Source organism: Thermoflexus sp., from assembly GCF_025055495.1.
Taxonomy (GTDB): domain Bacteria; phylum Chloroflexota; class Anaerolineae; order Thermoflexales; family Thermoflexaceae; genus Thermoflexus.
Map to the genome: position 1 here is coordinate 1 of NZ_JANWXB010000063.1, position 26,539 is coordinate 26,539.

Consider the following 26,539-nt stretch of genomic DNA (forward strand, 5'->3'; position numbering starts at 1 on the left):
AGCGCTCCACCCAGGCGATGCCCACAGCCCCGGGGCCCACATGGGCTCCGATGGCCGGGCAGGCCTGGAGGATCGGGATCTCTATCCTCCAGCGTTCCTGGAGGCGGCGGGCCACATCCCGGGCGGCATCCCGGGGATCGGCATGAAGGATGGCCAGCGCCTCCAGATCCGTCCGTTGCGCAGCGATCTCGCCAAGGCGTTCCACCGCCCGATGCCATCTCCGAACCCGCTCCCGAAGCATGGCCTGCCCTTCATAGACCTCGATCAGCGGCTTGAGGTGGAGCAGGGCGGCCGTGAAGGCACGGATCCAGTCGATCCGTCCGCTCCGATGCAGGTAGTTTACATCCTCCACCGTGGCCAGCAATCGCACGCGGGGCCGAAGCGCCTGCAGATGACGGAGGATCTCCTCCGGAGAGAGCCCTTCCCGGGCCCAGCGAGCCGCATAGCGCGCCTGCCAACCCAATCCCATGGAGACCTGGCCTGAGTCAAAGACATATACCTGAGGGCGCGACACGTTCTGCGCTGCCAGGTGGGCCGCATTACAGACAGCGCTGAAGGCGCTCGCCACATGGATCGAAAGGATGACATCGGCCTCCTCTCTCAGCTGGCGATAGACGATCTCAAAATCCCCCGCGCTGGGAGCGGCGGTTTGGGGGAGAACGCCGCCAGCCCGCAGGCGCCTGTAAAAATCCTCCCGAGAGATCTCGACATCGTCCCGATACACCTCCTCCCCGAAGCGCACATACACGGGCACCACGGTGATCCCTTCTTCTGCGATCCATCCGGGTAAAAGATCCGCCGTGCTATCCGTAACGATCCGAACGCGCATGGAGCTCATCTCGAAAATGGGGTGTAGCGCTTTGACCCGTTATGAATTGGGGATTCGAAGAACGGCAGCCTGCCCGGAGGGGCGATGGTCCCTCCCCATGTCTCCTCCCTCCCCACGGCCCAGAGGGCCGTGGGGAGGGAGGAGAAAACCTCTATGCCGCGGGTCGGGTTACTCTTTAATCATAACTCCCAGCCCATCGAAGCCGATCCATGCGGCCAGGGAAGGGCCGTACGGACGGACCACGAGCTCCCGGGCCTGCATAGCTTCCTGCAAGCGCTGGGCGAAGGCGTGAGCCTCCTGAAGGGACCGCGCCGGTCCATAAAGGACCCCCACCCGCTCCGCCCTGGAGAACTCGGCCGCGAATTCGATGAGCTTCTCCAGCGCCTTCTCCGTGGAACGGGCTTTTTCCAGCGGGAGCAGGGCTCCATCCTCCATCATCAGAAACGGCCGGATCCCCAGCATCGTTCCCAGGATGCGCTGGGTTTTGCTCAACAATCGATTTCGTTCCAGGGCCTCCAGGCTCTCCGTAACGAAAACACTGTAGAGGCGCGAGAGCATCCCCCGTAAAGAGCGGACGATCTCATGGACGGATTGGCCCTGGGCGGCCAGGCGGAGGGCCGCCTCGGCGATCCAGCCCTGAGCGATCCCCATGGTTTGGGTATCGATCACGTGGACCGGACACCGCCCGAGCACCGCGGAAGCCGCGGCCCGGGCCCGGGCGACCAGGGGGGAGAGCCGGCCGGAGTGCAGAACGGCCACGATGGCGGATGTGCTGGGGGCCAGCCGGGTGTAAAGCGCCCGGAGCTCTTCTTCGGTCGGCGGCTCCAGCACGAAGGCCTTCGTGCGATCCGAGGGCGGCCAGAGTTCAGGAGGGATCTCATCCACCCCTTCCCGGAAGGTTTGGTGATCCACCCGGATCGTCAGCGGGATCCAAACCAGCAGGTCCTCTGGCAGATCGGTTGGGCTCAGCAACGCGGCGCTATCCACAAGCACCCGGACGGGCATAGACGAAGCTTCCTCCGCTGTTTTGTTGACTCTGGGGAGCTGGACCTCTGACAAGCTGTCCCGTGGTGCAAGCCCCGAAATTGAAGTCGCAGCATCCGTGGGCAACCGAGCAGGGCCTGTTCATTCTGCGCTTAAAATGTAGGGATAGTAAGGTTGTCCCGCTTCCACCACTTCAATCTGTTGCTGAGGATAGCGCGAGCGGAGCCTCTCGATCAGCCGGGCGGTTTGAGAAGGATCCGCGTCTGCTCCTACATAAAGGGTGAGCAATTCGGCGGAATCCGCATCCATCGCTTCAAAGGTCCACTGCACGACTTCCTCCAGGTCGTCCCCGGCGGCCACCAGACGATCCTCCACCAGCCCGATCCATTGCCCCTGGCGGGCCGCCACGCCCGCCAGCTCCACGTCTCGCGTGGCCCGGGTGATCTCCCCACTGCGCACCCGATGCAGTGCCTCCTTCATCGCCTGCAGATTGCTTTCCAGGCCCGCCTCCGCGCGGTATGCCACCATGGCGGCCACGCCCTGAGGCAGGGTGTGGGTTGGGAGGATCTCCACGCGCTTATCCGAAACCAGTTCGGCGGCCTGCCGGGCCGTCAGCACCACATTCGGATTGTTGGGAAGCACGATGATCTGATCGGTGGGCAATCCCTGCAGGAGCTCAACGAATTGCTGAGTGCTGGGATTCATGGTCTGCCCGCCGCGAAGGGTCGCGCTGGCCCCCAGGCTGATGAAAATCCGCCCCCATCCCTCGCTGGGGACCACCGCGATCGTGGCGATCTGGCCGGGTTGCAATGGGGGAGGGGCGCTCTCCGCCGACCGGGCCCGTTCCTGGATGAATTGCTGATATTGGGCCTGCATGTCCTCCACCACCACATCCCGTAAACTGCCCCAGCGGATGGCGTAGCTGAGCGGCTGCCCGGGATCGTGAACATGCAGATGAACCTTCACGGTGTTCGCATCGCCGACGACCAGGACGCTATCTCCCATCGCCTCCAGGTCCCGGCGGATCTGGTCCACGTCTAAATGGCGGCCCACCAGGATGAACTGAACATCATAGCCGTAGCCCTCCGCTCCGGGCTCCAGCGCCTCGGTCGCCCGGGCGCCCGGAGAGGATCGAGCCGTCATGGGGATTTCTTCTTCCACGGGTTCCCCTTTCAAACAACGCAGCATCCCCTCCAGGATCAAGTAGAGACCCTGCCCACCGGAATCCACCACTCCGGCCGCCTTTAGAACGGGGAGCAGGTCGGGGGTGCGTCGCACGGCCTCGCGGGCTCGACGCACCACCTGCTCCATAACTTCCATGAGATCCCCGCCGCGTTGGACAGCCCCGATGGCCTCCTCGCTTGCCTCCCGGATCACCGTCAGGATCGTGCCCTCAACGGGCTTCATCACGCCACGGTAGGCGGTGCGGGCAGCCTCTTGAAGAGCCAGCGCCAAGTCTTCCGCCGTGATCGTCGGTCGGTGATCGATCACCTGAGCCATCCCCCTCCAGATCTGAGAGAGGATCACTCCGGAGTTCCCCCGAGCGCCCATCAACGCCCCCCGGGCCACCCGCTGGAGCAGCGCCCCCACCTCATGGTCCGGCATGCCAGCGATCTCCTGCCAGGCCGCCTCCATGGTCAGCAACATATTTGTCCCGGTGTCGCCATCCGGGACCGGGAACACGTTCAGGGCGTTCACCAGCTCGTGATGACGGCGAAGCCAGAGCAGTGCGGCCCGGATCATTTCTTTAAATGTCGGCCCATCAATGATCTGAGGGGCCGGTCGTGAAGACGAAGCACCTTCCTGTTTCACGTCATCCTCCCGGTAAAGGAGCTTCTGGGAGCTAGGCGGGCTGCCTTTGGTGGCCCGCCCAGCTCCCAAATCTTTTTCTCCCTCTCCCCTGGCCCGTTGGGCTGTGGGAAGGAGCGATGGTTGAAGGCTGCCGGCGGGTAGCGATAATTTCCATGAGGTGCGGATCTTCTCCGGCTGCCCGACCCTCGAGAATTATCGCTGGAGCTGCAAGCCCTGGATATGAACGTTCACTTCCGCCACCGGCAGGCCGGTGGTTTTCTCCACCTGATATTTGATGGTGTGCTGCACGCTGCGGGCAACAGCGATCAGTCGGACCCCATAGGCCAGGATGAGGTAGACATCGATCGCCAGGCCGTCCGGCCGTTCCCGGATCTCAATGCTCCGTCGAGCGTCCGGAGCAAAGAAGTTCGCCACCGCATCGGTCATGCGGTGCGGAGCCAGACCGACCACCCCATAGCATTGGGTGAGGGCTTGCGCGATGACAGTTGCGATCGCTGCGGGCAGCACCTCAATCCGCCCCAGTTCGTTCTGTTCTTTCATGCCTTCTGTCTCCTCCGAGGCTGGCTAACACTGGATTTTTGGGCAAGACCGGACAGGTTCCCAAGACTTTGTGCGAATTCGCGGATCCCCCGTCGCCTGCTGCTCCCCAAGCTCTTCTATTTATCTTAACCCAAGTTGCTGCTGTGAGATCTCTTTCGCAGGTTAGAGAGATCCAAAAAGGGCCCGGTGGAAATGGGGAGCGCTTTGTTTCATGACGCCGAGGGCAACTTCCAAGCCCTCTTGAGGATTTTGGGGCCGGGGCGCCGCCCAAGGCAGCGCCCCCGCCCAAAAAAGATTTCCCTCCCCCTCCCCAAGGCCCTTTGGCCCTCGGGGAGGGGGAAAGGGCTTTACCTGTGCGCGAAGGGCCGCCCGCTTTTCTTACACTCCCTCAAGCTGTGAATAGAAAAGCGGTGTAGGGCAAGGGAGAGATCCTCTCCCTTGCCCGGGAGAGCGGATCAAGCGGCAAGTTGCGTTAAAATATGGGCTGATCCAGAATGGAGCCACAGATGGCTGGTAGGGACGATCTCAAGGGGTAGTGGGCGGGATCATATACTGCCCTACGAGCGTAGGACTTTTCGCTTCTCGGAGGGAGGTCCATGATGAATGGAGAAGTTCAACGTGCTTATGGAACGGTAACCGTGAAGCGGGGGCTCGCCCAGATGCTGAAGGGCGGTGTGATCATGGATGTCATCAATGCGGAGCAGGCCCAGATCGCCGAGGAGGCGGGCGCGGTGGCCGTGATGGCCCTCGAACGGGTCCCTGCGGATATCCGAGCTCACGGCGGGGTGGCCCGCATGGCAGATCCCGAAAAGATCCTCGAGATTATGGAGGCGGTGACCATCCCGGTGATGGCCAAGTGCCGCATTGGCCACTATATGGAGGCGAAGATCCTGGAAGCCCTCGGTGTGGATTTCATCGACGAATCAGAGGTTCTGACCCCTGCCGACGAGCAGTATCACGTTAACAAATGGGAATTTAAAGTTCCCTTCGTCTGCGGCGCGCGGGATCTCGGGGAGGCCCTGCGCCGGATCGCCGAAGGGGCAGCGATGATCCGCTCTAAGGGAGAGGCCGGAACCGGGAACGTGGTGGAAGCGGTGCGCCATGCGCGGGCGATCATGGGTGCCATCCGGCGGATCCAGGGGATGGGGGAAGAAGAGCTGGTGGCCTACGCAAAGGAAATCGGCGCTCCCTATGAGCTGGTCCTGGAAACCCGGCGCCTCGGTCGCCTGCCGGTCGTCCTCTTTGCGGCCGGCGGGATCGCCACCCCGGCCGATGCGGCGCTAATGATGTGGCTGGGGATGGATGGGGTGTTCGTGGGGAGCGGGATCTTTAAGAGCGAGAATCCGTATAAGCGGGCGCGAGCGATCGTGGAGGCGGTGACCTACTGGCAGGAGCCGGAAATCCTGGCGATGGTCAGCCGCAATCTGGGCGAGCCGATGTATGGCATCGACGTCCGGCAGCTGACGGAGGCCCAACGCCTGGCGTTGCGCGGATGGTGAGGGCCTTTGTGGTTCCTTCCTTCCGCGGCTTGAACGCGGTGGAAAGGGAGAGGGGAATCCCACGACCCGTTGCAGGCGATCATCCCTTATCATTCAGGAGGTGCGTGGTGAGGATCGGGGTGCTGGGATTGCAAGGGGATTATCTGGAACACCATCAAGTGCTTCGCCGGCTGGGCGTGGAAACGGTGGATGTTCGCCTCCCTTCGCATCTGGAGGGAGTGGATGGCCTGATCATCCCGGGCGGGGAGAGCACCACGATCGGCGCGCTGGCGGAGCGCTATGGTTTGATGGAGCCGCTCCGGCGGATGGCCGAGGCGGGCGTGCCGATTTGGGGCACCTGCGCCGGCATGATTTTCCTGGCCAGGGATGTGGGCCGCCCCCAGCCCACCTTGGGTCTGATGGATGTCCGGGTGCGACGGAACGCCTTCGGCCGTCAGATCGATAGTTTCGAGGTGGATCTGGAGATCCCGGCCCTGGCCCGAGTAGGAGATCCCCGGCCTTTCCATGCGGTCTTCATCCGGGCCCCGCGGATCGAGGCGGTTGGGCCCGATGTGGAAGTCCTTGCCCGTCTGGAGGATGGGACGATTGTGGCGGCTCAGCAGGGGCATCTCCTGGCCACCGCTTTCCATCCTGAGCTGACGGACGATACGCGGTTCCATCGGTATTTCCTGGAGATCGTTCAACAGGCTTCCCGTCGATGATCCGGTCCCTACGGATGAGGGATGGCCCGCGTTTCCTGGCGGCCGCCCCCATGGGTTTGTGTCTGGATGAGCGGGCGGCACGGGTGGATCGCTTCCGCCCGATCGAGGCGGCCACGGTCTCGATGTTTTTCCCGGACCTGACTTCAGTGCTCACCCTGTCCGATCGTTCGGGCTCCTATTTTCTTCAGTTGAGCCATCCGCGCGGAGAGGATGAAGGGCGCCTGCTTTTTATGGCGCCTGCGCCGGTGACCTTGGATCCGGAGACGGTGGCCGGGTGGGAGATGGTCTTCCGCGCCGTTACGGAATGGGCGGCCGCTCATGGGATCCGGCGCCTGGTGGCGGAGGTGGCGCTGGATGAACTGCGGCCGGCCCTTCTCCATCGCCTGGGCTTCGAGCGAACCCGCTGTTACACCGTGTGGTCGGGTTCTGCCTTGGTGGTGGAGCACGCGTTTCGAGCGCTTGCCGGCCGCGAGCCCACGATCTACGCCTCGTCGTGGGCGCTTTATCGGGGGGCGAGGGGAGCCTGGGTGGAGGAGATCCGGAGCATGCACGGAGATCCGCTGTGGGAACTGGCGCGAACCCTCGCGGATCTGGGCCCTCGCTGGCGGCATCCGGTTTACGTGCAGGTTCGCCGGGAGACCCCGGAGGTGGCTGAAGCCTTGCGAGCGCTGGGGTTCCATCCGGCTTTTATCCTGTGGCGGGTGGTGCGCTGGATTGCGGTGCCGCTCCGATTGCCGTCTGTGGAGGAGGTGGAAGCGGGCGTTTCAGCCTCCCTGGCGTTCTATTTCCATCAAGGGGTGCGCTTGTCGATTCGGGAGCGAGCGATGGGCTCTGGATAGCAAGGGGATGGGGGAAGATTCGCTCTATCCGTGAGCTGTGGGAGAGGGGCTGGGGGATGAGCGGCGAAGCCGTTCGCCCCCCAGCCCCTTTATCTTTACCCCGAGTCTGGGCCCCGAACGCTTCGTCCGTCCCTCGAAGCCCCAATTCCTAAAACCCCCATTGAGAACCGATCTCCCCGCCTTTGTTCCGAGCCTGAGGATTGGGTTAGCGGAGCCGGTCGGCGAATTCGCTGCCCTGCTAACTTTGTTCCGCGATATAATGGGCTTGAATGCACTGGCGAGGTAATCGGATCGTCGATTTGTCAGGGAGAGGGGATTCCCATGACACAGCCTGGAATTCGAACGGGAACGATTACCGTCGATTTCCTGACCCCCACCCATCGGATCTCCGCCCAGATGGTGTTGAGAGGCCGGGTTCTGGGGGATGTTTTAAACGATGTCCGCACCTCCTTCATTCCCCTGGAGTCTGTCTTCCTCTCTCGCCTGGAGGAGCCTGCCCGTATCCTCAAAAGCTTCGGGGCGGCCATCCTGAGCAAAAACCACATCACTATGGCCATCGTCAATGTGGGAGTGGAAATGGCCCTGAAGGCTGTCTCCCCAGCCTATGGCTCTCGAAAAGCGTATGGCATGTTCGCCACCATACCTGGCTTTGAGATCGAGGGAACCATCGAATTCGTAGGCCGCCCCGATCTTCACGCGCTCCTGGTGACGAATGTGGAACGCTTCATCCCGATTATGAATGCGAGGGCGGTGATGTGTGAACGGCCCGGGACGAATTTTGCTGGCGAGCTGGTCTTCGTGAATCGAGATTTCATCGGATTGCTTTCGTTAAGCGGAGAGGTGGCTCAAGGATGACCCGGATCCTGGTGATCGATGATGATATTGAGCTCCTTCAGATGGTCCGCCTGATGCTGGAGCGAGCCGGGTTTGAGGTGTTCACCAGCGCTGATGGCGCGGATGGCATTGAAAAAACCCGCCAGCTCCGGCCGGATCTGGTGATCCTGGATCTGATGATGCCGGAGATCGACGGCTTTCAGGTGCTCCAGGCCATCCGGAACGATCCGCTGGTCAGCGACACGCCGGTTCTGGTCCTCACCGCTCGAGCGCAGCTGGTGGATCGAGAGGCCGCCCTTGCCGCCCGGGCGGATGATTACTTGGCCAAGCCGGTCTCGCAGAAGGAGCTCCTGGATCGGGTTCAGGAGGTGCTGAACCGGCGCCGGCCAACGGGCGGCCATGGTTCGGTCGTGCTCTTCCTGGGCCTTCGCGGCGGAACCGGGACCACAACGCTGGCGGTGAACACGGCGCTGGCGCTGATCCGCAGCGGTCCTGTGGTGCTGTGGGACGCCAGCCTGAGCTCCGGCCATGCAGGGCTTCATCTCCGAATCGCCCCGCGGACCTCTTGGCTGGATTGGTGGAGGGACGGATGTTCAAAGGGAAACCTGGAAGCGCATTTGATGCCCCATCCTGCTGGGCTCAGCTTGTTCCCCGCACCCCTGATGCCGGTTATAGAAGCGGTGGAAGAATCCATGGTGGGCTTGACGCTGGACTTTCTGCGAGAGCGCTTCGCTTTCGTAGTCATCGATGGCCCTTCCACACTGGTGCCCCTCGGCCTGATCTTCTGTCAGCAGGCGGATCAGCTATTCCTGGTGATGAGCCCTGAGGTTGGCGCTCTGCAGACCACGGTGATGACCCTGCGCGTCCTGCAATCCGCAGGAATCCCGATGGATCGAACGCATATCGTGGTGAATCATGCCGCCGGGCCGGGCACGTTAAGCCCACAGACGATCGAGCGGGCGCTGGGCCGGGCGCCGATGCTTACCGTGCCGTTTGACCCCAATCAGGCGGTGGCGCTGGTCCAGGGCACTCCACTCGTTCTGAGCCATTCGAGCGGTCCCTTAGCGAGTGCGGCGCAGCGGCTGGCCGGACATGTTATATCCACTGTGCGCCAGCCAGGGGATTGATATTCGCATGACCGACGAGGAGGGAGGCATCAAAGGCTCCTCACCTTCAGGCGGGCGAGGCCGCCGAAGGCGGCCCACTTAGCCCCCAAGAAGTCCTCCAGGGGAGAGAACAGCGCGGCTCCTAATTTCAGAGGCGGGTGGGGCCGCCGAGGGCGACCCCGCCCGCCTCTGAAAATCCCCGCCTCATCCGGATGGATGCCCAGCTTTGAGAAGCGATTCATCTCACCTGAGAGGGTGTTCTTCCACCGCCCCGAGGAGAAGGCGCGATCCTTGGAACCCGGGTCCTTTGGGGGTGGGCGGGGCCGTCACAGGTGAGCTCGTCCACCTCTTAGAACGGAAATTCTCCCCTTCCCACAATCCGAAGGGCTGGGGGGAGGGGAAAGGGGAGGAACTGGCCCCTCGCGGGCGGAGAGCCCGGATCGGAAGCTCCGCCGCTCATTCGTCAGACAGAGGCTGGGTATCTATCCGCTCTTCATCCCTATCCGGAGGAGAGGTGATGAGCGTCTTCGATTTGTTCTGGATCTTCCTGATTTTCAGCACGATGTTCCCTGCTTTGCAACGTCGGCTTCTGGAGGAAGCCCGCACGCGGCTGATCCGACAGATCGAGCGCCGGCGCGGCACGCGCTTGATCACGATGATCCATCGTCAGGAGACCATCGGGTTTTTCGGGCTCCCCATCTCTCGTTATATTGACATTGAGGATTCCGAACAGGTCCTCCGGGCGATTCGGTTGACCCCTCCGGATATGCCCATCGATCTGATCCTCCACACGCCCGGCGGTCTGGTCCTGGCTGCTGAACAGATCGCCCAGGCGCTGGTTCGTCATCCGGCGAAGGTGACCGTGTTCATCCCTCACTATGCGATGTCGGGTGGGACGTTGATTGCGCTGGCCGCTGATGAGATCGTGATGGATGAGAACGCGGTGTTGGGCCCGGTGGACCCCCAGCTGGGTCAGTATCCGGCGGCTTCGATTCTGAGAGTGGTGGAGACCAAGCCGCTGGCGAACATTGAGGATCATACCCTGATCCTGGCGGATATCGCCCGCAAGGCGATGGAGCAGGTGCGTTCAACGGTGATCGAGCTGCTTACCGCCAATGCGATGGATGCGGAGCGGGCAGCGATGATCGCCGAGGCTTTGAGCAGCGGGCGCTGGACGCACGATTATCCGATCTCGGTGCGGGAGGCCCAGGCGCTTGGGCTGCCCGTTCGGGTTGGGCTGCCAGAGGAGATCTATCAGCTTATGGACATGTTTCCGCAAGCCACCCCACGACGCCCTTCGGTGGAATATATCCCCATGCCCTACCGCCACGAGGGCCCCGCTAACCGATCGGGTTAAACCGATGGCCGCTGGAACCGGTGTTATACTTGAAGTAAGCTTTCGTGCTTCATCTATCCTCGGTTTGGAGGTTTTTCGGGGGCTGGTCTGGGGACCTTTGGCCCCCAGACCAGCCCCCGAAGCTCATTCGGTAGGGCTTCGTGGAGGCTGATCGCGCCTCGTAGTCGTTGATATTTTTTGGGTGTTTTGGGTGGGCGAGGCCGCCTTCGGCGGCATCGCCCACCCAAAGCCCAACATTCATTTCATCCTTTCTCCCCGAGGCGATCTGGATGGCTCTGGTCTTGCTGATTCGACACGCGGCGAACGATTCGATGGGCAAATGGCTGGCCGGTTGGACGCCGGGGATCCATTTGAACGAAGAGGGACATCGCCAGGCCGAAGCGCTGGCGGAGCGCCTGGAATCTTTCCCAATCCGCGCGATTTACAGCAGTCCCCTCGAGCGGGCGGTGGAGACCGCCGAGCCGCTGGCGCGTCGTAAAGGGTTGCAGATCCAGATCATGCCGGAACTGGGGGAAGTGCACTATGGGGAGTGGACGGGGAAATCATTCAAGCGATTGCGACGCCAGAAGGCCTGGCAACGTCTGGTGAGCTTGATCAGTCGGGCCCGTTTTCAGGGCGGCGAAGCCATGGTCGACCTGGTCGCCCGGGCCATCAATGCGGTGGAAACGATCGCCAGCCGCCATCCCCGGGATGTGGTGGCGCTCTTCACCCATGCGGATCTGATTCGCACGGTCACCGCTTATTATCTGGGGATGCCCCTGGATCTTTATCATCGGCTGATGATCGCGCCGGCTTCAGTAACGGTTTTCTGGCTGGCCGAGGGCCCGCCCCTGCTCCTGCGGCTGAACGATACGGGCCCGTTGCGTTGGCCCCTGGAGGATCTGGCCCATCTCTCCAGGCGGCGAAAGCGTTAAAATACCCAGAGGCAGCGCTTTCGGCGGCGCCCCAGCCCCAAACCCCGAGGGGAGCTTGGAAGTCGCCCATGGCGTCAGCCGTTAAGCGCTGCCGACCCTTTGAGGGCGAGCCCGGAGGCTCCGGCCCCGGATCCAGCCTTTGAAAATTGCATCATTCAATAGAACAGGACGGAGATGCCTCGATTGATTTATGACCTGCGGCCGGTGGATCGCATCACGGCGGATGCGGTAGGTCAGCCGGGACGGCGGACGTTCTACATCCAGGCCCGCCAGGATGACCTGTTGGTCACCATCCTCTGTGAGAAGGAACAGGTGAGGGCGCTGGCCCATTCCTTAGAGGAGCTCCTGGAAGAGATCAACGAGAAATATCCGCGTCCGCTGGGGCGGGAGCCGGACGAGTCGGAGCTGCAGCTGGAGGAGCCTCTGGAGCCGATCTTCCGAGCCGGCCGTATGGGCCTCGGCTATGAGCCCCGAGGGGACTGGATCGTCCTGGTGATCCAGGAGCTGGCGGAGGAGGATCAAGATCCGGATCTGTTGCGGGTGGTGCGTTTCTGGGCGACCCGGGAGCAGATGCATGCCCTCAGCCGCCACAGCGCCGATGTCGTCGCCCGGGGTCGTCCTCTCTGTCCGCTATGCGGCCGTCCCATCGATCCCGAAGGACACATCTGCCCCCGCCAGAACGGCAAAGCGGTTGTGTTTTAACGCGACTGGCCCTGTTGCAATTTTCATAACCCCTGCTGCAGGCGGCGCGCGCGATTCTCAGGATCAAGGTAGCGTTTCCTTGTAGCCGATCTGCTTTCGTTTGTATCTGTTGTATCTGTGTATTCGGTGGGTTCACCTTCGGTGGCTCCACCCTCTCAAAACGCTCTTTTGAGTTGAATCGTGATGGGAACTGTTTCCCGTCGTCCTCGCTCCGGCGTTGCGCGGAGGATCCCCGACCCATTGCCCCCCGAAACGCCTAAGGAAACGGTCCTCCGCTGGCTTCGAGAAGGGGAGATCCAGCTCCTGGGTCTGATCCCCTGGGGATCCAATGCGACGTTTCTCGTGGCGGTTGTCCATGAAGGGATAACGGGTCTGGCGATCTACAAGCCCCAGCGGGGAGAGGAGCCCCTCTGGGATTTCCCCCATGGCACCCTCTGCTATCGGGAGGTCGCGGCCTATGTGGTCAGCGAGGCCCTCGGCTGGGGTCTGGTGCCCCCCACGGTGCTGCGACGCTCCGGGCCGTATGGTCGGGGGGCGCTTCAGCTCTATATCGAGGCCGATCCGGAGGAGAATTACTTCACCTTCCGGGACGATCCGGCGCTGCAGCCGACGCTGATGCGCCTGGCGGTGTTCGATCTCCTTACCAACAACGCGGATCGTAAGGCCGGACATTGTCTGAAGGATCGCAACGGGCGGATCTGGGCGATCGATCACGGGATCTGCTTCCACGCGGAGCCCAAGCTGCGGACGGTGATCTGGGATTATCGGGGCCAGGAGATCCCGGAGGATATCGTGGAGGAGGTGCGGGCGTTCGAGCGGCAGCTGAAAACCGATGCAGATCTGCGAGGGGAGCTGGCCCGTTTGTTGCGCCCGGAGGAGATCGCCGCCCTGGAGGAGCGGACCGCCGCCCTGCTGGAGCGCCCGGTCTTCCCGCACCCCGGGCCATGGCGCTCCGTGCCGTGGCCGATGATTTAGCGGGCCCTCATTCCAGCCATCGGCGCAGGAATTCCAGTTCCTCGCTTCCAGCCTCCTTCAGCTGGTGGATCCATCGCTCGAGATCGGGAAGTTTATAGATCATCTGTCTGTGAGGCGATGGTGTTTTTTAAGCGCCTCAGGTGGTTGCCGATGTTCCCTTTGCCGCTGTGATGGAAGATCCGCCGACGGGGAACGCCCAGCGCGCGGATCAACACCTCGTCCGGCTTGCACTCGATGAGCACGGGTTTGAGGTCGTGCGGGTATGGCAACGAGAACCCGCCCAGCGCCTCGAGCAGGTTGGATTTCCCAGTGTTCGGCGGGCCGATGAAGAGGTTCACGCGTCGGCAGTCGATGCGCAGTTCCTTGATCGATTTAAAGTTCCGGATTTCCAGATACGAAATCGTCATCAGCTGCCTTCCTCACCGGGGCTCGCTCTAATTATAAGGCGAGGACTGAGAGAGCGATGCAACCGCCGTCGGGTCTTCGATGCTGAACCTGTGAACTTCCGACGCAGATCCTGACGTGGATGGAGGGCTGAGGGGTCGTAGAAAGGTGCTAATGGAGATCCTAATCGCTCTTCCCGCGAGCTGCGCCGGGAAGCCAGCGCTCAGCGATGCGGTATGCCCTCGATGGTTTTCAGGATCTCCAGCGCCCGCAGCGCGCTTCGCTCCTTGTCCTTGATCTCCAGCATCAGATCGAAGTCGTGGGGACGGCTTTCCTCCAGGAAGCGGCGGAAGTGCGCTTCGTCCAGGGTGCGGGCGTGGCTTCCCGGACGGCCACCGGGAAGCGGGGAGGAGTAGTCCACCATCGGTGGGCCGTCCTCCGTTCGCCAGGTCGCCGCGGCTGCGGATAGTGCCTCCAGGAGCGTCCGACCGTCCGGATGGACCTCCCGGTGGAAGACATCCAGCACCACGGGCAGCCCCGTCTCCCCGCTCACGGCCAGGCAATCCTCCAGGTTGAAGAGGCGTTCGTCGTTCTCCACGACCAGCCGGGCGCGGATGACCGGGTCCAGCCGCTCCACCTCTCGAACGAACCGGGCCAGCGCGGCCCGCTTGTCCCCATACACGCCCCCGATGTGGATCTGGATCTTCGCTGTCCGATCCAGGCCCATCCGGTCCAGGACCCGGGCGTGATAAGCCAGCTCCCTTCGGGCGGCCTCCACCACCTCCGGACGAGGGGAGTTCAGCAGCGTATACTGGCCCGGGTGCATGCTGATACGCATCCCGGCAGCGCGGATGAACGCGCCGATGCGGGCGAGGTCCGGGGCGAACGCCTCATCCCAGGGAAAGCGATTCGCCGGATGAGAGGCCAGGGGGATCAGGTCGGAGGTGATCCGGAAGAACAAAAAGCCGTGCTGGACGTTCCAGTGCAGGATGCGCTCTAAGCAGGCCAGGTTTCCGGCTACGGTCTCCCGAAGCCGCTCCCAGGTGAGGTTGGCCAGCCGGAAGGTTCGGCTTGGGCGACAGTCCATCGAGAGGTTGATGCACGGGTAGCCAATGCGCATACGCTATCCAATGTCGGGAACGGCTCATCGACCTACAACCACCCGCACGGCATGCTGTTCATCGGTCCCATCGGGGAAGGTGCCGCTCAGCAGCCGGCCTCGCCCCCGCGGCTGGACGTAGCCGTCGTTTTGAACCACCCGCGCCCGAAGCACGTGTTCCCCTTCCTCAGGGCGCTCCCATCGATAGCGCCAGACTGTCCAGACATAGGGGGTGGGACCCCGGATGAGCTCCGCCTCCTCCCAGCTCCGGCCATCGTCCACGCTCACCTCCACCCGGGCGATGCCCGCCGGGCCGGAGAAGGCGATGCCCTGGATCTCCATGGGCTGCGCCGGGATTACCCCGGAGCGGGGCGCATCGATCCGGGAGTTGGGCTTGATGATGGCTTCCTTCGACCAGCCCTGGCCCTCCCAGTAGCCGACGTGCTCCCCCCGGATCAGCTCGATGCGGGTGATCCATTTCGGTTGCTTCATCCCGTAACGGCCCGGCCAGAGGGCCCGAAGCGGGAAGCCGTGCTCGAGCGGCAACACTTCCCCGTTCATCATATACGCCAAGATGGAATGGGGATCCTCAGCCAGACTCACCGGGATGCTGGTGTGGTAACCATCCGCGGCGTAGAGGACCACCTCCCGAGCGGTGGACCGGGCGCCCGCCAGCCGGAGCAGATCCGCCATCCGGACGCCCTTCCACACCGCGTTGCCGATGAGATCCCCGCCCACCGGGTTGCTGATGCACTCCAGGGTTCGCATCTCGATCACGGCGGGCATGGCGAGAAGATCCGGGTAGGTCAGGCGGAGCGGTCGCTCGACCTCCCCACCGATCTCCAGGATCCAGGTTTCGATCTCCACCCGGGGGATCGTGCTGTATTTCACCTCGTAGAACTCCCGGGTGGGAGTCACCGGGACCGGCGAGGCGATATCCCAGCGTTCCGGTTCCGGCAATCGGATGGGGATGCGGGTGGAAGGCGGGCTTGCAGTGAGGGAAGGAAGCCGCTGGATGCAGGCCGCCGCCGCGGCCCCGATGGCTCCGCCCACCAAAAGCCGCAAAACTTCTCGCCGCCGCCACGGCATGGGAGGCTCCGCTCCTTTCGCCATTTCTCTTAGGATGTGAATGAATGCAGGCCATATCCCGGGATCGCCCTCCGAGGCTGTCCCATCGGCGTGCCCCTGCGGGCAGACACGGGGGTCTGCCCCTGGGGGCAGGCACAGGGGCCTGCCCCTACAATCCGCGCGATGGGTCGGATCGTCTTGGTAGGGGCACCCCCCCGCGGTTGCCCCCCTACGGGCAGGCACGGGGGTCTGCCTCTGGGGGCATGCACGGGGGCCTGCCCCTGGGGGCAGGCACAGGGGCCTGCCCCTACAATCCGTGTGATGCGCCGTCGTCTCTGGCGTGCCCTCTGATTCCTCTGGCTATTCGTTCAGTGCCTGCAATCGCTCCGCGATCTCCTCCGGAGTGCGGGCGGGGGGCAGGCAGTGGGTGCCCACGCAGACGTAGGCCACGGGCCGTCCGTCCATGGGGAACCCCTGGGCCTGGATGGCGGAGGCGTCCCGGCGGGGATCCATCGGCACCACGACGCGGGTGAAGGGGTCCCCTCGCCAGGCCGCCGTGAGCAGGCGCTGGGTCTCCGGATCCTCCATCGGGCCGACCACGTGGATCCGCACCGGCTCCGTGATCACTCGGTAGACCGCCAGCCCGTAGGGAGCAGCCGTGAAATCGTATTTCACGTATTCCTGTTCGAAGGCCAGCAGCGTCCGTTCCGCGATCTCCCGGGCGGTCCGGTCTCCGGTGAGATCGTGCAAGGTCAGGTAGAACTCGGCCGCCGCCGCGTTCTCCTCCAGGGGCTTCTGACGGATCCGGAGCGCGCCGACGGCCTGGGGATCCTCCGGCCGATCGAAGAAGCCGCCGCCTTCCGGATCCGCCAGAACGGATTCCATATAAGTTCGAAGCCGAAGCGCCCGTTCCAGGAAGCGCCGATCGCCGGTGCGCTGGAAGGCCGCCAGGGCCGCCCGACCGTAATGGACCTGATCCCCCAGTAGCGGCGGCACTCCTTTCTGATCCGCTCGCTCTCCCTGCCGGTCGACGTAGTGATAAAGGGCTCCGGCGCCCTCGTCGAAAGCCTGCTCCCACACGGCGTCCAGCGCCCGCAGGGCCATCGTGCGCCCATCCGGTTCGCCGAGCAGGTCGCTGGCGATCATCAGAGCGATCGCCATCATCCCGTTCCAATTCACGTAGACCGTGTGGTCCACCGCGGGCGGGATTCGCTGGGCCCGTTCCCGCTGCGAGAGAGCGTAGTATTCCTCATCGGCGTCCTGGCTGCCCCAGAACACCTCCCGCTCCGGATCGTAAAGGGTCCGCCGGACGTATTCCATCGCCTTCACCGCAGCCGCTCGAAGCCCCTCATCAGCGAGGATCTCCGCGGCGTAGAGGTAAAGGGGGATCAGCCGGGCGTGGTCCTCCAGCATCTTCTCGAAGTGGGGAAGGCTCCAGTCGCGGGTGGTGGAGTAACGGAACCACCCGCCTTCCACGTGGTCATACATCCCGCCGTCGGCCATCCCGTGGAGGGTGCGGCGGACCATCTCCGCCAGCCGCTCGTCCCGTCGTCCACTGCGGACGTATTCCACCAGGAGGAGCAGGCAGGCCTCCGGGTGAGGGAACTTGGGGGCTTCACCGAAGCCGCCGCAGACCGGATCGTAGGCGCGGGCGATCAGCCCGACCAGGTGCAGAGGGATCGTCCAGGCCAGTTGCGCGCCGGGCCGGGCGACGGGGCGGCTCGCCTCCTGCCGTCGACGGGCGATCTCCTGCGCCCGGCGGCGGATCTCCTCCCGGCCGGTCCGGTAATACTGGAGCACCTGGAGGAGGACCTGCCGCATCTGCATCGGGGGGATATAGGTGGCCCCGGTGAGGATCTCGCCGTCCGGGGTGAGGAAAACCGTGGTCGGCCAGCCGCCCATGTTGTAGCGGGCGTTGATGTCCGGCCGACGGTCCGTGTCCACCCGGATCGGAACGAAATAAGTATTGATGATCTCGGCGATCTCGGGATTCGAATAGGTGCCGGTGTGGATCGGATCGCCAGGGATCCCGCGGTCCATCACGTGGCACCAGTGGCACCAGGTGGCGGAGATGCTCAAGAGGATGAGCTTGTCCTGTTCCCGGGCCTCCCGGAACGCCGCCTCGCCCCACTCCCGCCACTGCACGCGCGTCTCGCCCATGATCCCTCCCCCTGAAACGCTCGTCGGAATCCGCTTTTTCAATCAGGAGTTACGCCATTGGGAGCCGGTCGGACGAGGTGGAAGAGCCCCAGTATCCCCTCCTCCCACGGCCCTTTGGGCTTTGGTGGGAGGGGGGAAGGCTTCCTCGGGGCAACGTCCAAGGCGCCCGGCTCCCCCCAAGGCCTTCCGATAGAACAAATGATGTAACTCCTACCATCATAAAGGCGAGGGGGATGGGTATGCAACTTTCCAGCATGGAGCACCCGGATGGACGAGCATGAGGCCTAATCCCATCCCCAGTCTTTCTCTCTCCCCTCGTGGGAGAGATGAGGGAGGGATTCACCCCGTGATCCGGGGATACCGTCTACGTTGCGCACGGCGCGATTTCCCTCGAAGATAGATAAAGCGCTTTACTATAAATGCGGAGGAGCCCCATGAAACGCCCGGGGAACGTTCTTTTGCGGTTGCGGAATCGCTTGAGGGGGCATAGTGAGGGTCATCCCCAATCGTCCTTCTCTCAGGGGGGCGCCGCGCGAAGGCGGGTTCGGCTGGGGGGGATTCTCCTGCTGATCCTGGCGAGCTGTCGGCCGACGCCGACCCCTACCGCGATCCCACCCTCGCCGACGCCGACCACGGCCCCAGCGGAGGAGCCTCTCTATCTGGCGCTGGTCTGGCATCAGCATCAGCCCTTCTATCCTCGGGATCCTCAGACCGGCCTGTATACCCGCCCGTGGGTTCGCGTCCACGCCACCAAAGATTACTACGACATGGCGGCCATCCTGCGCGCTTATCCGAATGTCCGCGTGACGTTCAATTTGACGCCTTCCCTGATCCGCCAGCTGGAGGATCTGGCGGCGGGGGCGAAGGACATTTACTGGGCCCTCACGGAGAAGCCCGCGGAGGCCCTCACCGATGAAGAGAAACGCTTCCTCCTGAGCCGGTTCTTCGATGCGAACTGGGACCGGGTGATCCCGCGCTTCCCTCGCTACCTGGAGCTCCTGGAGAAGCGAGGCCGCCGGGCGGATCCGGAGACGATCGAACGGGCGATGGCCGCTTTCACCGTTCAGGATTTCCGGGATCTCCAGGTGCTGTTCAACCTCGCCTGGTTCGACCCGGATTTCCTGGCCCAGCCCCCGCTGGCGGATCTGGTCCGAAAGGGGCGGGATTTCACCGAGGCGGATAAACCCGTGATCTTCGAGGAAACCCGGCGCATCCTCCGGGAGGTCATCCCGCTGCATCGGGCTCTCCAGGACGCTGGGCAGATCGAGGTGACCACCACGCCTTACGCGCATCCCATCCTGCCGCTGATCGTTTACTCGGATCTCGCCCGGGTGGGGAATCCGGAGGCATTGCTGCCGGATCCTCCCTTCATCGCCCCGGAAGACGCCCGAGAGCATCTGCGCCGGGCGGTGGCGCTGTATGAAGCCCGCTTCGGCCGGGCGCCCCGGGGCCTGTGGCCCGCCGAGGGAGCGGTGGCCCAGCAGATCGTCCCGATGGTCATCGACGCCGGCTTCCTCTGGATGGCCTCCGGGGAGCCGGTCCTCGCCCGTTCGCTGGGCCTGAGCGGCTTCACCCGGGATGCCCGGGAGACCGTGGAGGAGATCGACCTCCTCTATCGCCCTTACCGGCTCTCCGACCCCCAGGATCGCCCGCTCTTCATCGTGTTCCGGGACGGAGTGCTCTCTGACAAAATCGGCTTCACCTATTCGGGGATGCCCGGGGATGTCGCCGCTGAGGATTTCATCCGGCGCCTGGACAACATCCGGGAGAAGGCCCGCGAGAAGGGCGTGAAAGGCCCTCTGCTGGTCTCAGTGATCCTCGATGGGGAAAACGCCTGGGAACACTACGAGAACGACGGCAAAGCGTTCCTCCACGGCCTTTACCGGCGGCTGAACGAAAGCCGGACCATCCGCACCGTGACGCCTTCCGAGTTCCTGGCGGGGTTCCCGGAAGCGGCCCGGCCGCTCCCGAAGCTGTTCCCCGGCGCATGGTTCAGCCCGAACTACGACACGTGGATCGGGGAGCCGGAGGAACGGGAGGCGTGGACGGCGCTCCGGCGCACGCGCCAGATGCTAAAGGAATACGAGGAAGGAAGGAAGCCGACCTCGCCGGAAGCGCTGGAACGAGCGCGGGAGGCGATGCTGGAGGCGGAGGGATCGGACTGGTTCTGGTGGTATGGGGCGGACCAGGACAGCGGCCAGGATGATTATTTCGACGCCGCCTTCCGCGCGCTGCTCCGCCAGGTCTACGAGGCCCTGGGGGAGCCTGGGCCCGATTTCCTCGCGATCCCGATTGTCCCTCCGCGCGCCGTGGAGCCGGCGGCTCCCTTCACCGAACCGATCTCGCCGACCCTCGATGGCCGGGCGGCCCCCGGTGAGTGGGACACGGCCGCCCGATACGTGGGGGAGGATCCGGCCTTGCGGGGGCTCTGGCTGGGGGCGGATCGGACCCATCTCTACGCGCGGGTGGATGGAGTGTGGGAAGGAGATGGGGTGGTCAGTTTCTACATCGCCGCGCCCCACCGGGCCGGGCGGGCCGGCTTCTCCGCAGATCCCTTCGGACCGCGAACCCCCTTGGGGTTCGGGGCGACCCATGTGATCCAAGTGATCCGCCGGGGTCAGACGGTGCAGGTGGAGTTGCTGGAGGCGAGGGGAGATGGACGGTGGACGCCGGCCCCTACGGTGCCTCAGGCGTGGCTGGGGCGGGAAACGCTGGAGGTGGCGCTGCCCCAGGCCGCCCTGGGGACCCTGCAAGCAGGGGATCCGGTGCTCTGGCAGGTGATCGTTTGGCAGCCGGGCCGCACGGCGCGACTCCCCTCCTCCGGCGTCGCCCGCTTCCTGATGCCCGACTTCGGCCTCGCGGAGGTGATCCTGGACATCGAGGACCCGGAGAAAGACGATCACGGGCCCGGGAGTTACGTCTATCCCACGGATCCGGTGTTCCTGCCCCAGGTCTTCGATCTGAAGCGGTTCCAGGTGGGGATGGAAGGGGAGGATATGGTCTTCCGGTTCGAGTTTTACGGCCCGGTTCCCAACCCGTGGGGCTCACCCAATGGCCTGGCCCTTCAGACCATCGACGTCTACATCGATCGGGATCCGGGGAAGGGGACGGGCGCGCGGTTGCTGCTGCCGGGTCGAAACGCGGCGCTGCAGAAAGGGTTCGGGTGGGAAGTGGCGCTGTGGGCGGAGGGATGGACACCGGGCGTTTACGCGCCGGATGAGCGGGGGAAGCCCAAGCCCGTCCCAGGCGCGTCGCTGCGGATCGCGGTGAACCCTAACCAGCGAACGGTGCTCCTCCGCGTGCCGAAGCGGGTCTTTGGCGCGGACTTCGACCCGCGGCAGGCGGCCTATCTGGCGGTCGTGCTGAGTCAGGAAGGGTTCCCCTCGCCGGGCGTGTGGCGGGTGCGGGATGTATTGCCGCAGGCGGCCCAGTGGCGGCTGGGCGGAGGGCCAGACGACACCAATCACACCCGGATCCTGGATGTGGCCTGGCCGGTGGGAGCGCGGCCAACCCAGGAGGAGATGCTCTCCGCTTACCCGCCCTCAAAGGAAACGAACCTCGATCGCTTGGGTCCGGAAGACTTCCCCCAGCTTCCCATGCGATCGCCCTCAGAGTGAGATGCTCATCCATACGGTGAATTCGAGGCCCTTACGGAGGCGATGGATCCACCCCCAAGGTTTAGAGGTCGGGGGGCGCCGAAGGCGGCCCGCCCGACCTCCTTTTCCTCACGGCCCTGAGGGGCTATGGGTTCATCGACTCCCCCATCGGGGCCCGGGGAGTTGCGGATGGAATTCACTGCACACGCATGCCAGGCATTGGAGCGTGCGGGGCACCTTTTGGTGCCCCGCACGCTGTTTCTCCTCCTGCCCCCTACGCCGTTTGAGCGGCCAGCGCCTGACGTTCCAGCTCCGCCCGCTGGCGGCGCAGTTCCGTCAGGGTCTTCTCGGTCTGCTCCATCAATCCCATCAGCTCCTGGCTGGAGCGATGGAAGGCCCGCCCCAGCACCCGCAGAAAGAGCAACATGATCCCCAGGCCGCGCTGGACGTCGGGATCGCTCATGGCCTTCAGCAGAGAGACCGGCCCCACACGGGGGAGTTCTTTCATCCGTTCCGGCGTCAGTTCCCGGTTTAGTTCCTCCACCAATCGACTCATCATCACCGTGATCAAGGTAGGTTCGAGCAATTCGATCACATGGAGGAGATAGGCCAGGTTCGCCCCGATTTTCAGCAGGCGGGGATCCATCAGATAAGACAGCGAGTCGGGCAGAAGCTCGACCGCATCCTCCAGGAAGGCCAGTGTTCCGGTCTCGTTCATCCGGATCAGGAGCCCGAGCGCTCGCTCCAGAGCCTCCTGGGCTTTCGGATCCTGAAGGGTGAATTCTTCCATAGATGGCCTCCGTTTAGCTCAGGTAGGTGGCGAACCACATGGATTCGAACATCATTTTGACCAGGCGGATGGCCTTGCTGCGGCCCAGCACCCCGCAGGAAGGCGGGCCGGAGAGGTCCAGGATGCGGGTGAAGTCGCACATCGGCAGCACGGCGTCGTCGCCGAAATCCATGATGCACATGGCCACCGGGGTGAAGCTCTCGCCGATATAGGCGCCCTTGAGCTCCGCCAGGATCTGGTTCGCCACGAACTCCGCCTGGAAGTGGGCCACCACTCCCGCGGCTGGCAGGTTGATGGAAGGGTTCACCATATCCCCGATGGCGAACACATCCGGCTCCCCCACGCATCGGAACGTCTTCGGATCCACCAGGGGGAAGCCAGCAGGGGTGAGCAGCCCCGGACACATCCCTGCCGCGCTGGGGCGATGGGGCGGGACCATAATCAACAGGTCGAAGGGGATCTCCCGGCCGTCGGTTCCGACCAGCACCCGGCGCTCGGGATCGATGGCCTTGGCGTTGAAATTCCCCTCGAAGCGCACGTCTTTGCTGGCCAGGATCTCGGAGATCACGCCGCTGATGGCCGGCCCCATCGCGGAGAGCGGCTGGGGGTGAGGATGGGCCAGGATGATCTCGGATTTATCCCGCAGCCGGCGGGCCCGCAGGGCGAAATCCAGCTGTCCGGCGATCTCATAGGGGGCAGGGGGACATCGATAGTAAGGTCCGGAGACCCCGATGACGATCCGCCCGCCCTGGAAGCGCCGGATCGCCTCCCGCATCCGGAGCGCCCCCTCGATGGTCCACGGGTGGTAGGCCACCTCGAATCCCGGCATCAGATCCGGCTTCACTTCGGCCCCGAGGGAAACCACCAAGAGGTCGTAAGAGAGATCTTCCCCGTTCACCCGCACGCGCTTTTCCGGGATGCGGATCTCCTGGACTTCTCCCTGGATCACGCGCACGCCTTTTCGCTCCAGGTTCTTCAAGGGGCGCCGCACCTGTTCCGGCTCTTTAAAGCCCAGAGCCACCCAGGGGAAGGAGGGCATGAAGTAATGATAGGGGCTGCGATCCACAAGCAGGATCTCGTGATCGGCTCCGCGGAGGCCACGGGCCAGTTTGTTCGCCACCACGAGACCTCCGCTTCCGCCGCCCAGGATCAGAATCCTCGCCATGCTGAGCCTCCTCAGTGGGGGTCCATGCCATTGTTTTCCACAGGAGCTGCGCGGTTTGCTTCCTCTGTGTCGCGTTTTTGATATCCTCCCTTCCCACCGCCTGAGGGTTGTGGGGAAGGAGGATCGAAGGGGTAGGGCCGTTCCGCCGCGTCGGATCAGCTCCCAACGGTGGAACTCCTGCTCCATTTGAATTGGATGCGAGGGCATGGCGAAAGGTAACAGCAGGGCAGAAAAGGCCTTATGGGCAACCCGCCCGATCGCTGAGGGGAGCTCTCTGAGCAAGGGCCAGGGCTTCCTCCAGGGCGCTCCGCCAGCGATCCCAGGCGGGATCGGCGAGGGCGTTCTCCAGCAGTCTCCGAACGGCGGGCCGGCCGGGGAAGGCGCCGATCACCCCCCAGGTGGTGCAGGCGATCGCTCCGGCGGCGTTGCCTAGGAGAGCGGCAGCCGTCGGGCGAAGGCCTCGAGCCAGGCCCGTTAGGAAGCCCGCATCGAAGGCATCCCCCGCGCCCGTGGTATCCACCGTCTGGATCCGGAAAGCGGGGATGGAGAGATCCTCCCCCTCACGCCCAAGAAGCCGGCATCCGTGCTCCCCCTGCTTCACGAGGACCCAGCGGGGACGATCCGCGGGTTCGAAAGCGAGGGTGGGGTTCGGGCCGAACAGATCCTCCGCTTCTGCCTCCCCGAGGAGCAGCACGTCGATGAGGGGGAGCGCTCGAAATACGGCCTCCCGGGCCATCCGAGCGGCCGGCGGGCCGGGGTCCAGCGAGCAGAAACAGCCGGCCTGCCGGGCCTCTTCGAGCAGCGCCATCGCCGTCCAGAAAAGCGGGCTTTCCTCCAGAAGGGTGTATCCCGAGAGGTGGAAGAACGCCGCCTGGCGGGCCAGCGACCGAGCCCGCTCCTCCAGCACAGCGAACCGACTGGCCCCGCGCCCCGAGATCATGGTGCGCTCCCCGTCGGGGCTCACCATGATCACGATCAGGGTGGTGGGCGCCTCCGGACGACGCTGAAGGAGGGAGATCTCCACCCCACTGGCGCGCAGGGCCTCGATGGCCCATTCGCCCATGGGGTCCTGGCCGACCGCCCCCACCAGGGCGGCGGGAAGCCCCAGGGCGGTGGCCACGACGGCCACATTCGCGGCGGATCCTCCGGCCCGAAGGAACACCTGATCCGTATGCGCGTCCCCGCCGCGCTCGGGGAGATCGGGAAGGGCCAGGAAGAGATCCACCGTGACATCGCCGACCGTCAGCAATCGCATGCCAAGCGCGTCCAGAGGTGGGATTCTCGCAGGGTTCGGCGGGGAGGGGCAGCTGAAGGCCCTCCTATGCCTTACCGTAGGAGTTGCCCCGGTAGAGGTCGCTGCCCAGGTCGGTTGAGGGCGCGCTCCGCCATCCAGAAGGCGGCGATCCTGCGCCGTTGCACCCCGCGCGCCCTATTCTTCGATCTGTCGCCCTCGTGCCCGGGCGAGGGCCCGGCTTGCGGCTTCCTCCGGTGTGGAGACGGTTTCGATGGGCACGGTCATGCCCGGTCGGTGCAGGCTCCATGTCCCCAGGCCGATCACCGGGATCCCCCACTTGAGCGCCAGGGCGATCTCCGAGAGAGTCCCGAACTCCCCGCCGATGGCGATCACCGCGTGGGCCGCCCGGACGATCAGGGCATTCCGCGCCTCCCCCAGCCCGGTGGGCAGCGGGATGCGCACGTAGGGATTGGCCTCCCGGTGGTCGCTTCCGGGCAGGATCCCGACCGTGAGCCCGCCGGCTTCGACCGCCCCGCGGCAGACGGCTTCCATCACCCCGCTGCGGCCGCCACACACCACGACCGCTCCGGCCATCGCCAGCCGGCGGCCCACTTCGTAAGCCCATGCTTCCTCCTGAGGGGTGGCCTCCCCGCTTCCGACGACCGCGATCAAAATCGGCGGCTCAACGCTCGAGGCGCTCCACTTCATCCGCGGCTCCCCGCCCCAGCTGTCGGGATCGGACGTAAGCGGCCCAGATGGCGCGGGAGATCACGGTGCGGAAGCCTCCTTTCTCCAGGTGATATAGGGCCTCCGCCGTCGTGCCGCCCGGTGAGGTGACCTGATTGCGCAGCGCCGCCGGATGCAGGCCGGATTGCCGGGCGTAGAGGGCGGCTCCGATGACCGTCTGATAGACCAGCTGCTCCGCCACTCGCCGGGAGAACCCCAGATGCACCCCGGCGTCCACCATCGCTTCCATGAACAGGAACACGTAAGCGGGCCCGGTCCCGGTCAGGGCCGTGGCCATATCCAGGTAGCGTTCGTCGTCCACGTAGACCTCTTCGCCCATCGCCTGCATCAGAAGGATCGCCTGCTCTCGCTGGCGGGGCGTCACTTCATCGGTGGCGGTCCAGACGGTGATCCCCTGGCCGATCTGCGCCGGCGTGTTGGGCATCGCCCGGATGATGGCGGGGATCCCCAGGCCCTCCCGCAGGGTGGCGATGCGCACCCCGGCGGCGATGGAGAAGATCAGGGCCTCCGGGCGGATATGGCCGCGTAGCTCGGGGAGCACCCGGGGGATCACCTGAGGTTTCACCGAGAGGACCACGATCCCGGCCTCCGCCGCCGCCTCGGGGTTATGCGTCGTGGCCCGCACGCCATATCGGCCCTGAAGCTCCAGCCCGCGCTCCGGTCGAGGTCCACTGGCGATGATGTCCTGGGGATCGATCAGGTTGTCCCGCAACAGTCCGCGGATCATCGCCTCGGCCATCACCCCGCTGCCGATGAACGCGATCCGCGGCAGGTGCGCATTCACAGCCATCGGTTCCCTCCTTTCCTCGCTTGCCCGAAAGGATCGCCCTAAGCAATCGGGTCCGTTGTCTCTCCCATCCCCACAGCCCAAAGGGCTATGGGGGGAGAAGAGATTTCCCGAGGAGGCGAACGGCGTCACTCCGGATGTTTGGGTCGCAGGTTGCGTTAAAGTATAAGAAATGAGATCGGCACAGGCAAGCGAAAATCAAAGGACGCCATGGGCAACCTCTAAGCCCAAAAAGATATTTTCTCCTCTCTCCCCGAGGCCCCTTGGGCCTCGGGGAGAGAGGAGAAAGGGGGGAGGGGCTTTACCTGTTCTCTTTGAGAAGGCCTCTCCATCGGATTCACCGCTTCTGTTGCACATGGTATAAACTGCGTTGTGTTATAATTACCCATTGCGCAGCTTCAGGGAGGAGGTTCATCC

General features: G+C 64.3%; 23 protein-coding genes. 10 read left to right on the plus strand and 13 right to left on the minus strand.

Going from position 1 to position 26,539, the window contains the following annotated elements; genetic code table 11:
• From NZM16_RS02365 to NZM16_RS02380, 4 genes are all read right to left on the minus strand, one after another.
• The coding region (locus NZM16_RS02365; RefSeq protein WP_295451477.1) for a DegV family protein at positions 1 to 829 on the minus strand (829 nt) is incomplete at its 3' end.
• A 168-nt stretch (positions 830 to 997) separates the two neighbouring features.
• Positions 998 to 1,834, minus strand: a complete 837-nt coding sequence (locus tag NZM16_RS02370; RefSeq protein ID WP_295451480.1) for a DegV family protein — start codon at positions 1,832 to 1,834, stop codon at positions 998 to 1,000.
• A 120-nt stretch (positions 1,835 to 1,954) separates the two neighbouring features.
• Positions 1,955 to 3,625: a DAK2 domain-containing protein gene (locus tag NZM16_RS02375; RefSeq protein WP_295478243.1), complete on the minus strand. Its 1,671-nt coding sequence runs from the start codon at positions 3,623 to 3,625 to the stop codon at positions 1,955 to 1,957.
• A 192-nt stretch (positions 3,626 to 3,817) separates the two neighbouring features.
• The gene (locus tag NZM16_RS02380) at positions 3,818 to 4,165 is read right to left on the minus strand and encodes an Asp23/Gls24 family envelope stress response protein (RefSeq protein ID WP_295478246.1); all 348 of its coding nucleotides are present in this window, start codon (positions 4,163 to 4,165) and stop codon (positions 3,818 to 3,820) included.
• 599 nt (positions 4,166 to 4,764) lie between these two features.
• On the opposite strand from NZM16_RS02380, the gene pdxS reads away from it, so the two are divergent.
• The 9 genes from pdxS (at position 4,765) to NZM16_RS02425 (ending at position 13,092) form a co-directional block, all read left to right on the plus strand.
• A complete protein-coding gene (gene pdxS, locus NZM16_RS02385; protein WP_295451486.1) occupies positions 4,765 to 5,664 on the plus strand; it encodes a pyridoxal 5'-phosphate synthase lyase subunit PdxS in 900 nt (299 codons plus the stop codon).
• Between the two features lie 107 nt (positions 5,665 to 5,771).
• Complete coding sequence (gene pdxT / locus NZM16_RS02390; RefSeq protein ID WP_295451489.1) at positions 5,772 to 6,365, plus strand: pyridoxal 5'-phosphate synthase glutaminase subunit PdxT; 594 nt, start codon at positions 5,772 to 5,774, stop codon at positions 6,363 to 6,365.
• Positions 6,366 to 6,415: 50 nt separating this feature from the next.
• The gene (locus NZM16_RS02395; protein WP_295478249.1) at positions 6,416 to 7,204 is read left to right on the plus strand and encodes a hypothetical protein; all 789 of its coding nucleotides are present in this window, start codon (positions 6,416 to 6,418) and stop codon (positions 7,202 to 7,204) included.
• Positions 7,205 to 7,525: 321 nt separating this feature from the next.
• The gene (locus tag NZM16_RS02400) at positions 7,526 to 8,059 is read left to right on the plus strand and encodes a hypothetical protein (RefSeq protein WP_295451494.1); all 534 of its coding nucleotides are present in this window, start codon (positions 7,526 to 7,528) and stop codon (positions 8,057 to 8,059) included.
• Entirely contained in the window at positions 8,056 to 9,165 is a 1,110-nt protein-coding gene (locus NZM16_RS02405; protein ID WP_295478252.1) for a response regulator, read from the plus strand. The genes NZM16_RS02400 and NZM16_RS02405 overlap by 4 nt, the downstream gene beginning before the upstream one ends.
• Positions 9,166 to 9,661: 496 nt before the next feature.
• Entirely contained in the window at positions 9,662 to 10,501 is an 840-nt protein-coding gene (locus tag NZM16_RS02410) for an ATP-dependent Clp protease proteolytic subunit (RefSeq protein ID WP_295451498.1), read from the plus strand.
• 269 nt (positions 10,502 to 10,770) lie between these two features.
• Positions 10,771 to 11,415 carry a histidine phosphatase family protein gene (locus NZM16_RS02415; protein WP_295451500.1) on the plus strand — a complete coding sequence of 215 codons (645 nt, stop codon included), beginning with the start codon at positions 10,771 to 10,773 and terminating at the stop codon, positions 11,413 to 11,415.
• Positions 11,416 to 11,589: 174 nt separating this feature from the next.
• Positions 11,590 to 12,117 (plus strand): DUF3090 family protein, encoded by a 528-nt coding sequence (locus NZM16_RS02420; RefSeq protein WP_295451503.1) that lies wholly within the window; start codon positions 11,590 to 11,592, stop codon positions 12,115 to 12,117.
• Between the two features lie 240 nt (positions 12,118 to 12,357).
• Positions 12,358 to 13,092: an SCO1664 family protein gene (locus NZM16_RS02425; protein ID WP_295478255.1), complete on the plus strand. Its 735-nt coding sequence runs from the start codon at positions 12,358 to 12,360 to the stop codon at positions 13,090 to 13,092.
• Positions 13,093 to 13,184: 92 nt separating this feature from the next.
• On the opposite strand, the gene NZM16_RS02430 is transcribed toward NZM16_RS02425, so the two are convergent.
• The 4 genes from NZM16_RS02430 to NZM16_RS02445 all read right to left on the minus strand — a co-directional run bounded on the left by NZM16_RS02430 (position 13,185) and on the right by NZM16_RS02445 (position 17,803).
• Positions 13,185 to 13,499, minus strand: a complete 315-nt coding sequence (locus tag NZM16_RS02430) for an AAA family ATPase (RefSeq protein ID WP_295451508.1) — start codon at positions 13,497 to 13,499, stop codon at positions 13,185 to 13,187.
• A 200-nt stretch (positions 13,500 to 13,699) separates the two neighbouring features.
• Entirely contained in the window at positions 13,700 to 14,596 is an 897-nt protein-coding gene (gene uvsE, locus NZM16_RS02435) for a UV DNA damage repair endonuclease UvsE (protein ID WP_295478257.1), read from the minus strand.
• Positions 14,597 to 14,620: 24 nt separating this feature from the next.
• A complete protein-coding gene (locus tag NZM16_RS02440) occupies positions 14,621 to 15,664 on the minus strand; it encodes a molybdopterin-dependent oxidoreductase (RefSeq protein ID WP_295478261.1) in 1,044 nt (347 codons plus the stop codon).
• Positions 15,665 to 16,003: 339 nt separating this feature from the next.
• Positions 16,004 to 17,803: a thioredoxin domain-containing protein gene (locus NZM16_RS02445; protein ID WP_295478264.1), complete on the minus strand. Its 1,800-nt coding sequence runs from the start codon at positions 17,801 to 17,803 to the stop codon at positions 16,004 to 16,006.
• Between the two features lie 434 nt (positions 17,804 to 18,237).
• On the opposite strand from NZM16_RS02445, the gene NZM16_RS02450 reads away from it, so the two are divergent.
• Positions 18,238 to 21,420 carry a glucodextranase DOMON-like domain-containing protein gene (locus NZM16_RS02450; protein ID WP_295478267.1) on the plus strand — a complete coding sequence of 1,061 codons (3,183 nt, stop codon included), beginning with the start codon at positions 18,238 to 18,240 and terminating at the stop codon, positions 21,418 to 21,420.
• A gap of 253 nt (positions 21,421 to 21,673) precedes the next feature.
• On the opposite strand, the gene NZM16_RS02455 is transcribed toward NZM16_RS02450, so the two are convergent.
• From NZM16_RS02455 to proC, 5 genes are all read right to left on the minus strand, one after another.
• Positions 21,674 to 22,189, minus strand: coding sequence for a DUF1641 domain-containing protein (locus tag NZM16_RS02455; RefSeq protein ID WP_295451520.1), 516 nt, complete (start codon positions 22,187 to 22,189; stop codon positions 21,674 to 21,676).
• A gap of 13 nt (positions 22,190 to 22,202) precedes the next feature.
• Positions 22,203 to 23,354: an FAD-dependent oxidoreductase gene (locus tag NZM16_RS02460; protein ID WP_295451522.1), complete on the minus strand. Its 1,152-nt coding sequence runs from the start codon at positions 23,352 to 23,354 to the stop codon at positions 22,203 to 22,205.
• A gap of 238 nt (positions 23,355 to 23,592) precedes the next feature.
• A complete protein-coding gene (locus NZM16_RS02465; protein WP_295478270.1) occupies positions 23,593 to 24,609 on the minus strand; it encodes a carbohydrate kinase family protein in 1,017 nt (338 codons plus the stop codon).
• Positions 24,610 to 24,783: 174 nt separating this feature from the next.
• Positions 24,784 to 25,296, minus strand: coding sequence for a TIGR00725 family protein (locus NZM16_RS02470; RefSeq protein WP_295478273.1), 513 nt, complete (start codon positions 25,294 to 25,296; stop codon positions 24,784 to 24,786).
• The gene (proC, locus tag NZM16_RS02475; protein WP_295451527.1) at positions 25,271 to 26,125 is read right to left on the minus strand and encodes a pyrroline-5-carboxylate reductase; all 855 of its coding nucleotides are present in this window, start codon (positions 26,123 to 26,125) and stop codon (positions 25,271 to 25,273) included. The genes NZM16_RS02470 and proC overlap by 26 nt, the downstream gene beginning before the upstream one ends.
• Positions 26,126 to 26,539: the final 414 nt, after the last annotated feature.

Bases quoted from the DNA above. Each gene is read 5' to 3' on its own strand.
- NZM16_RS02370 (WP_295451480.1), bottom strand. From the start codon at position 1,834: ATGCCCGTCCGGGTGCTTGTGGATAGCGCCGCGTTGCTGAGCCCAACC.
- NZM16_RS02380 (WP_295478246.1), bottom strand. From the start codon at position 4,165: ATGAAAGAACAGAACGAACTGGGGCGGATTGAGGTGCTGCCCGCAGCG.
- pdxS (WP_295451486.1), top strand. From the start codon at position 4,765: ATGAATGGAGAAGTTCAACGTGCTTATGGAACGGTAACCGTGAAGCGG.
- NZM16_RS02395 (WP_295478249.1), top strand. From the start codon at position 6,416: ATGGGTTTGTGTCTGGATGAGCGGGCGGCACGGGTGGATCGCTTCCGC.
- NZM16_RS02400 (WP_295451494.1), top strand. From the start codon at position 7,526: ATGACACAGCCTGGAATTCGAACGGGAACGATTACCGTCGATTTCCTG.
- NZM16_RS02405 (WP_295478252.1), top strand. From the start codon at position 8,056: ATGACCCGGATCCTGGTGATCGATGATGATATTGAGCTCCTTCAGATG.
- NZM16_RS02410 (WP_295451498.1), top strand. From the start codon at position 9,662: ATGAGCGTCTTCGATTTGTTCTGGATCTTCCTGATTTTCAGCACGATG.
- NZM16_RS02415 (WP_295451500.1), top strand. From the start codon at position 10,771: ATGGCTCTGGTCTTGCTGATTCGACACGCGGCGAACGATTCGATGGGC.
- NZM16_RS02420 (WP_295451503.1), top strand. From the start codon at position 11,590: ATGCCTCGATTGATTTATGACCTGCGGCCGGTGGATCGCATCACGGCG.
- NZM16_RS02430 (WP_295451508.1), bottom strand. From the start codon at position 13,499: ATGACGATTTCGTATCTGGAAATCCGGAACTTTAAATCGATCAAGGAA.
- uvsE (WP_295478257.1), bottom strand. From the start codon at position 14,596: ATGCGCATTGGCTACCCGTGCATCAACCTCTCGATGGACTGTCGCCCA.
- NZM16_RS02440 (WP_295478261.1), bottom strand. From the start codon at position 15,664: ATGCCGTGGCGGCGGCGAGAAGTTTTGCGGCTTTTGGTGGGCGGAGCC.
- NZM16_RS02445 (WP_295478264.1), bottom strand. From the start codon at position 17,803: ATGGGCGAGACGCGCGTGCAGTGGCGGGAGTGGGGCGAGGCGGCGTTC.
- NZM16_RS02450 (WP_295478267.1), top strand. From the start codon at position 18,238: ATGAAACGCCCGGGGAACGTTCTTTTGCGGTTGCGGAATCGCTTGAGG.
- NZM16_RS02455 (WP_295451520.1), bottom strand. From the start codon at position 22,189: ATGGAAGAATTCACCCTTCAGGATCCGAAAGCCCAGGAGGCTCTGGAG.
- NZM16_RS02460 (WP_295451522.1), bottom strand. From the start codon at position 23,354: ATGGCGAGGATTCTGATCCTGGGCGGCGGAAGCGGAGGTCTCGTGGTG.
- NZM16_RS02465 (WP_295478270.1), bottom strand. From the start codon at position 24,609: ATGCGATTGCTGACGGTCGGCGATGTCACGGTGGATCTCTTCCTGGCC.
- NZM16_RS02470 (WP_295478273.1), bottom strand. From the start codon at position 25,296: ATGAAGTGGAGCGCCTCGAGCGTTGAGCCGCCGATTTTGATCGCGGTC.
- proC (WP_295451527.1), bottom strand. From the start codon at position 26,125: ATGGCTGTGAATGCGCACCTGCCGCGGATCGCGTTCATCGGCAGCGGG.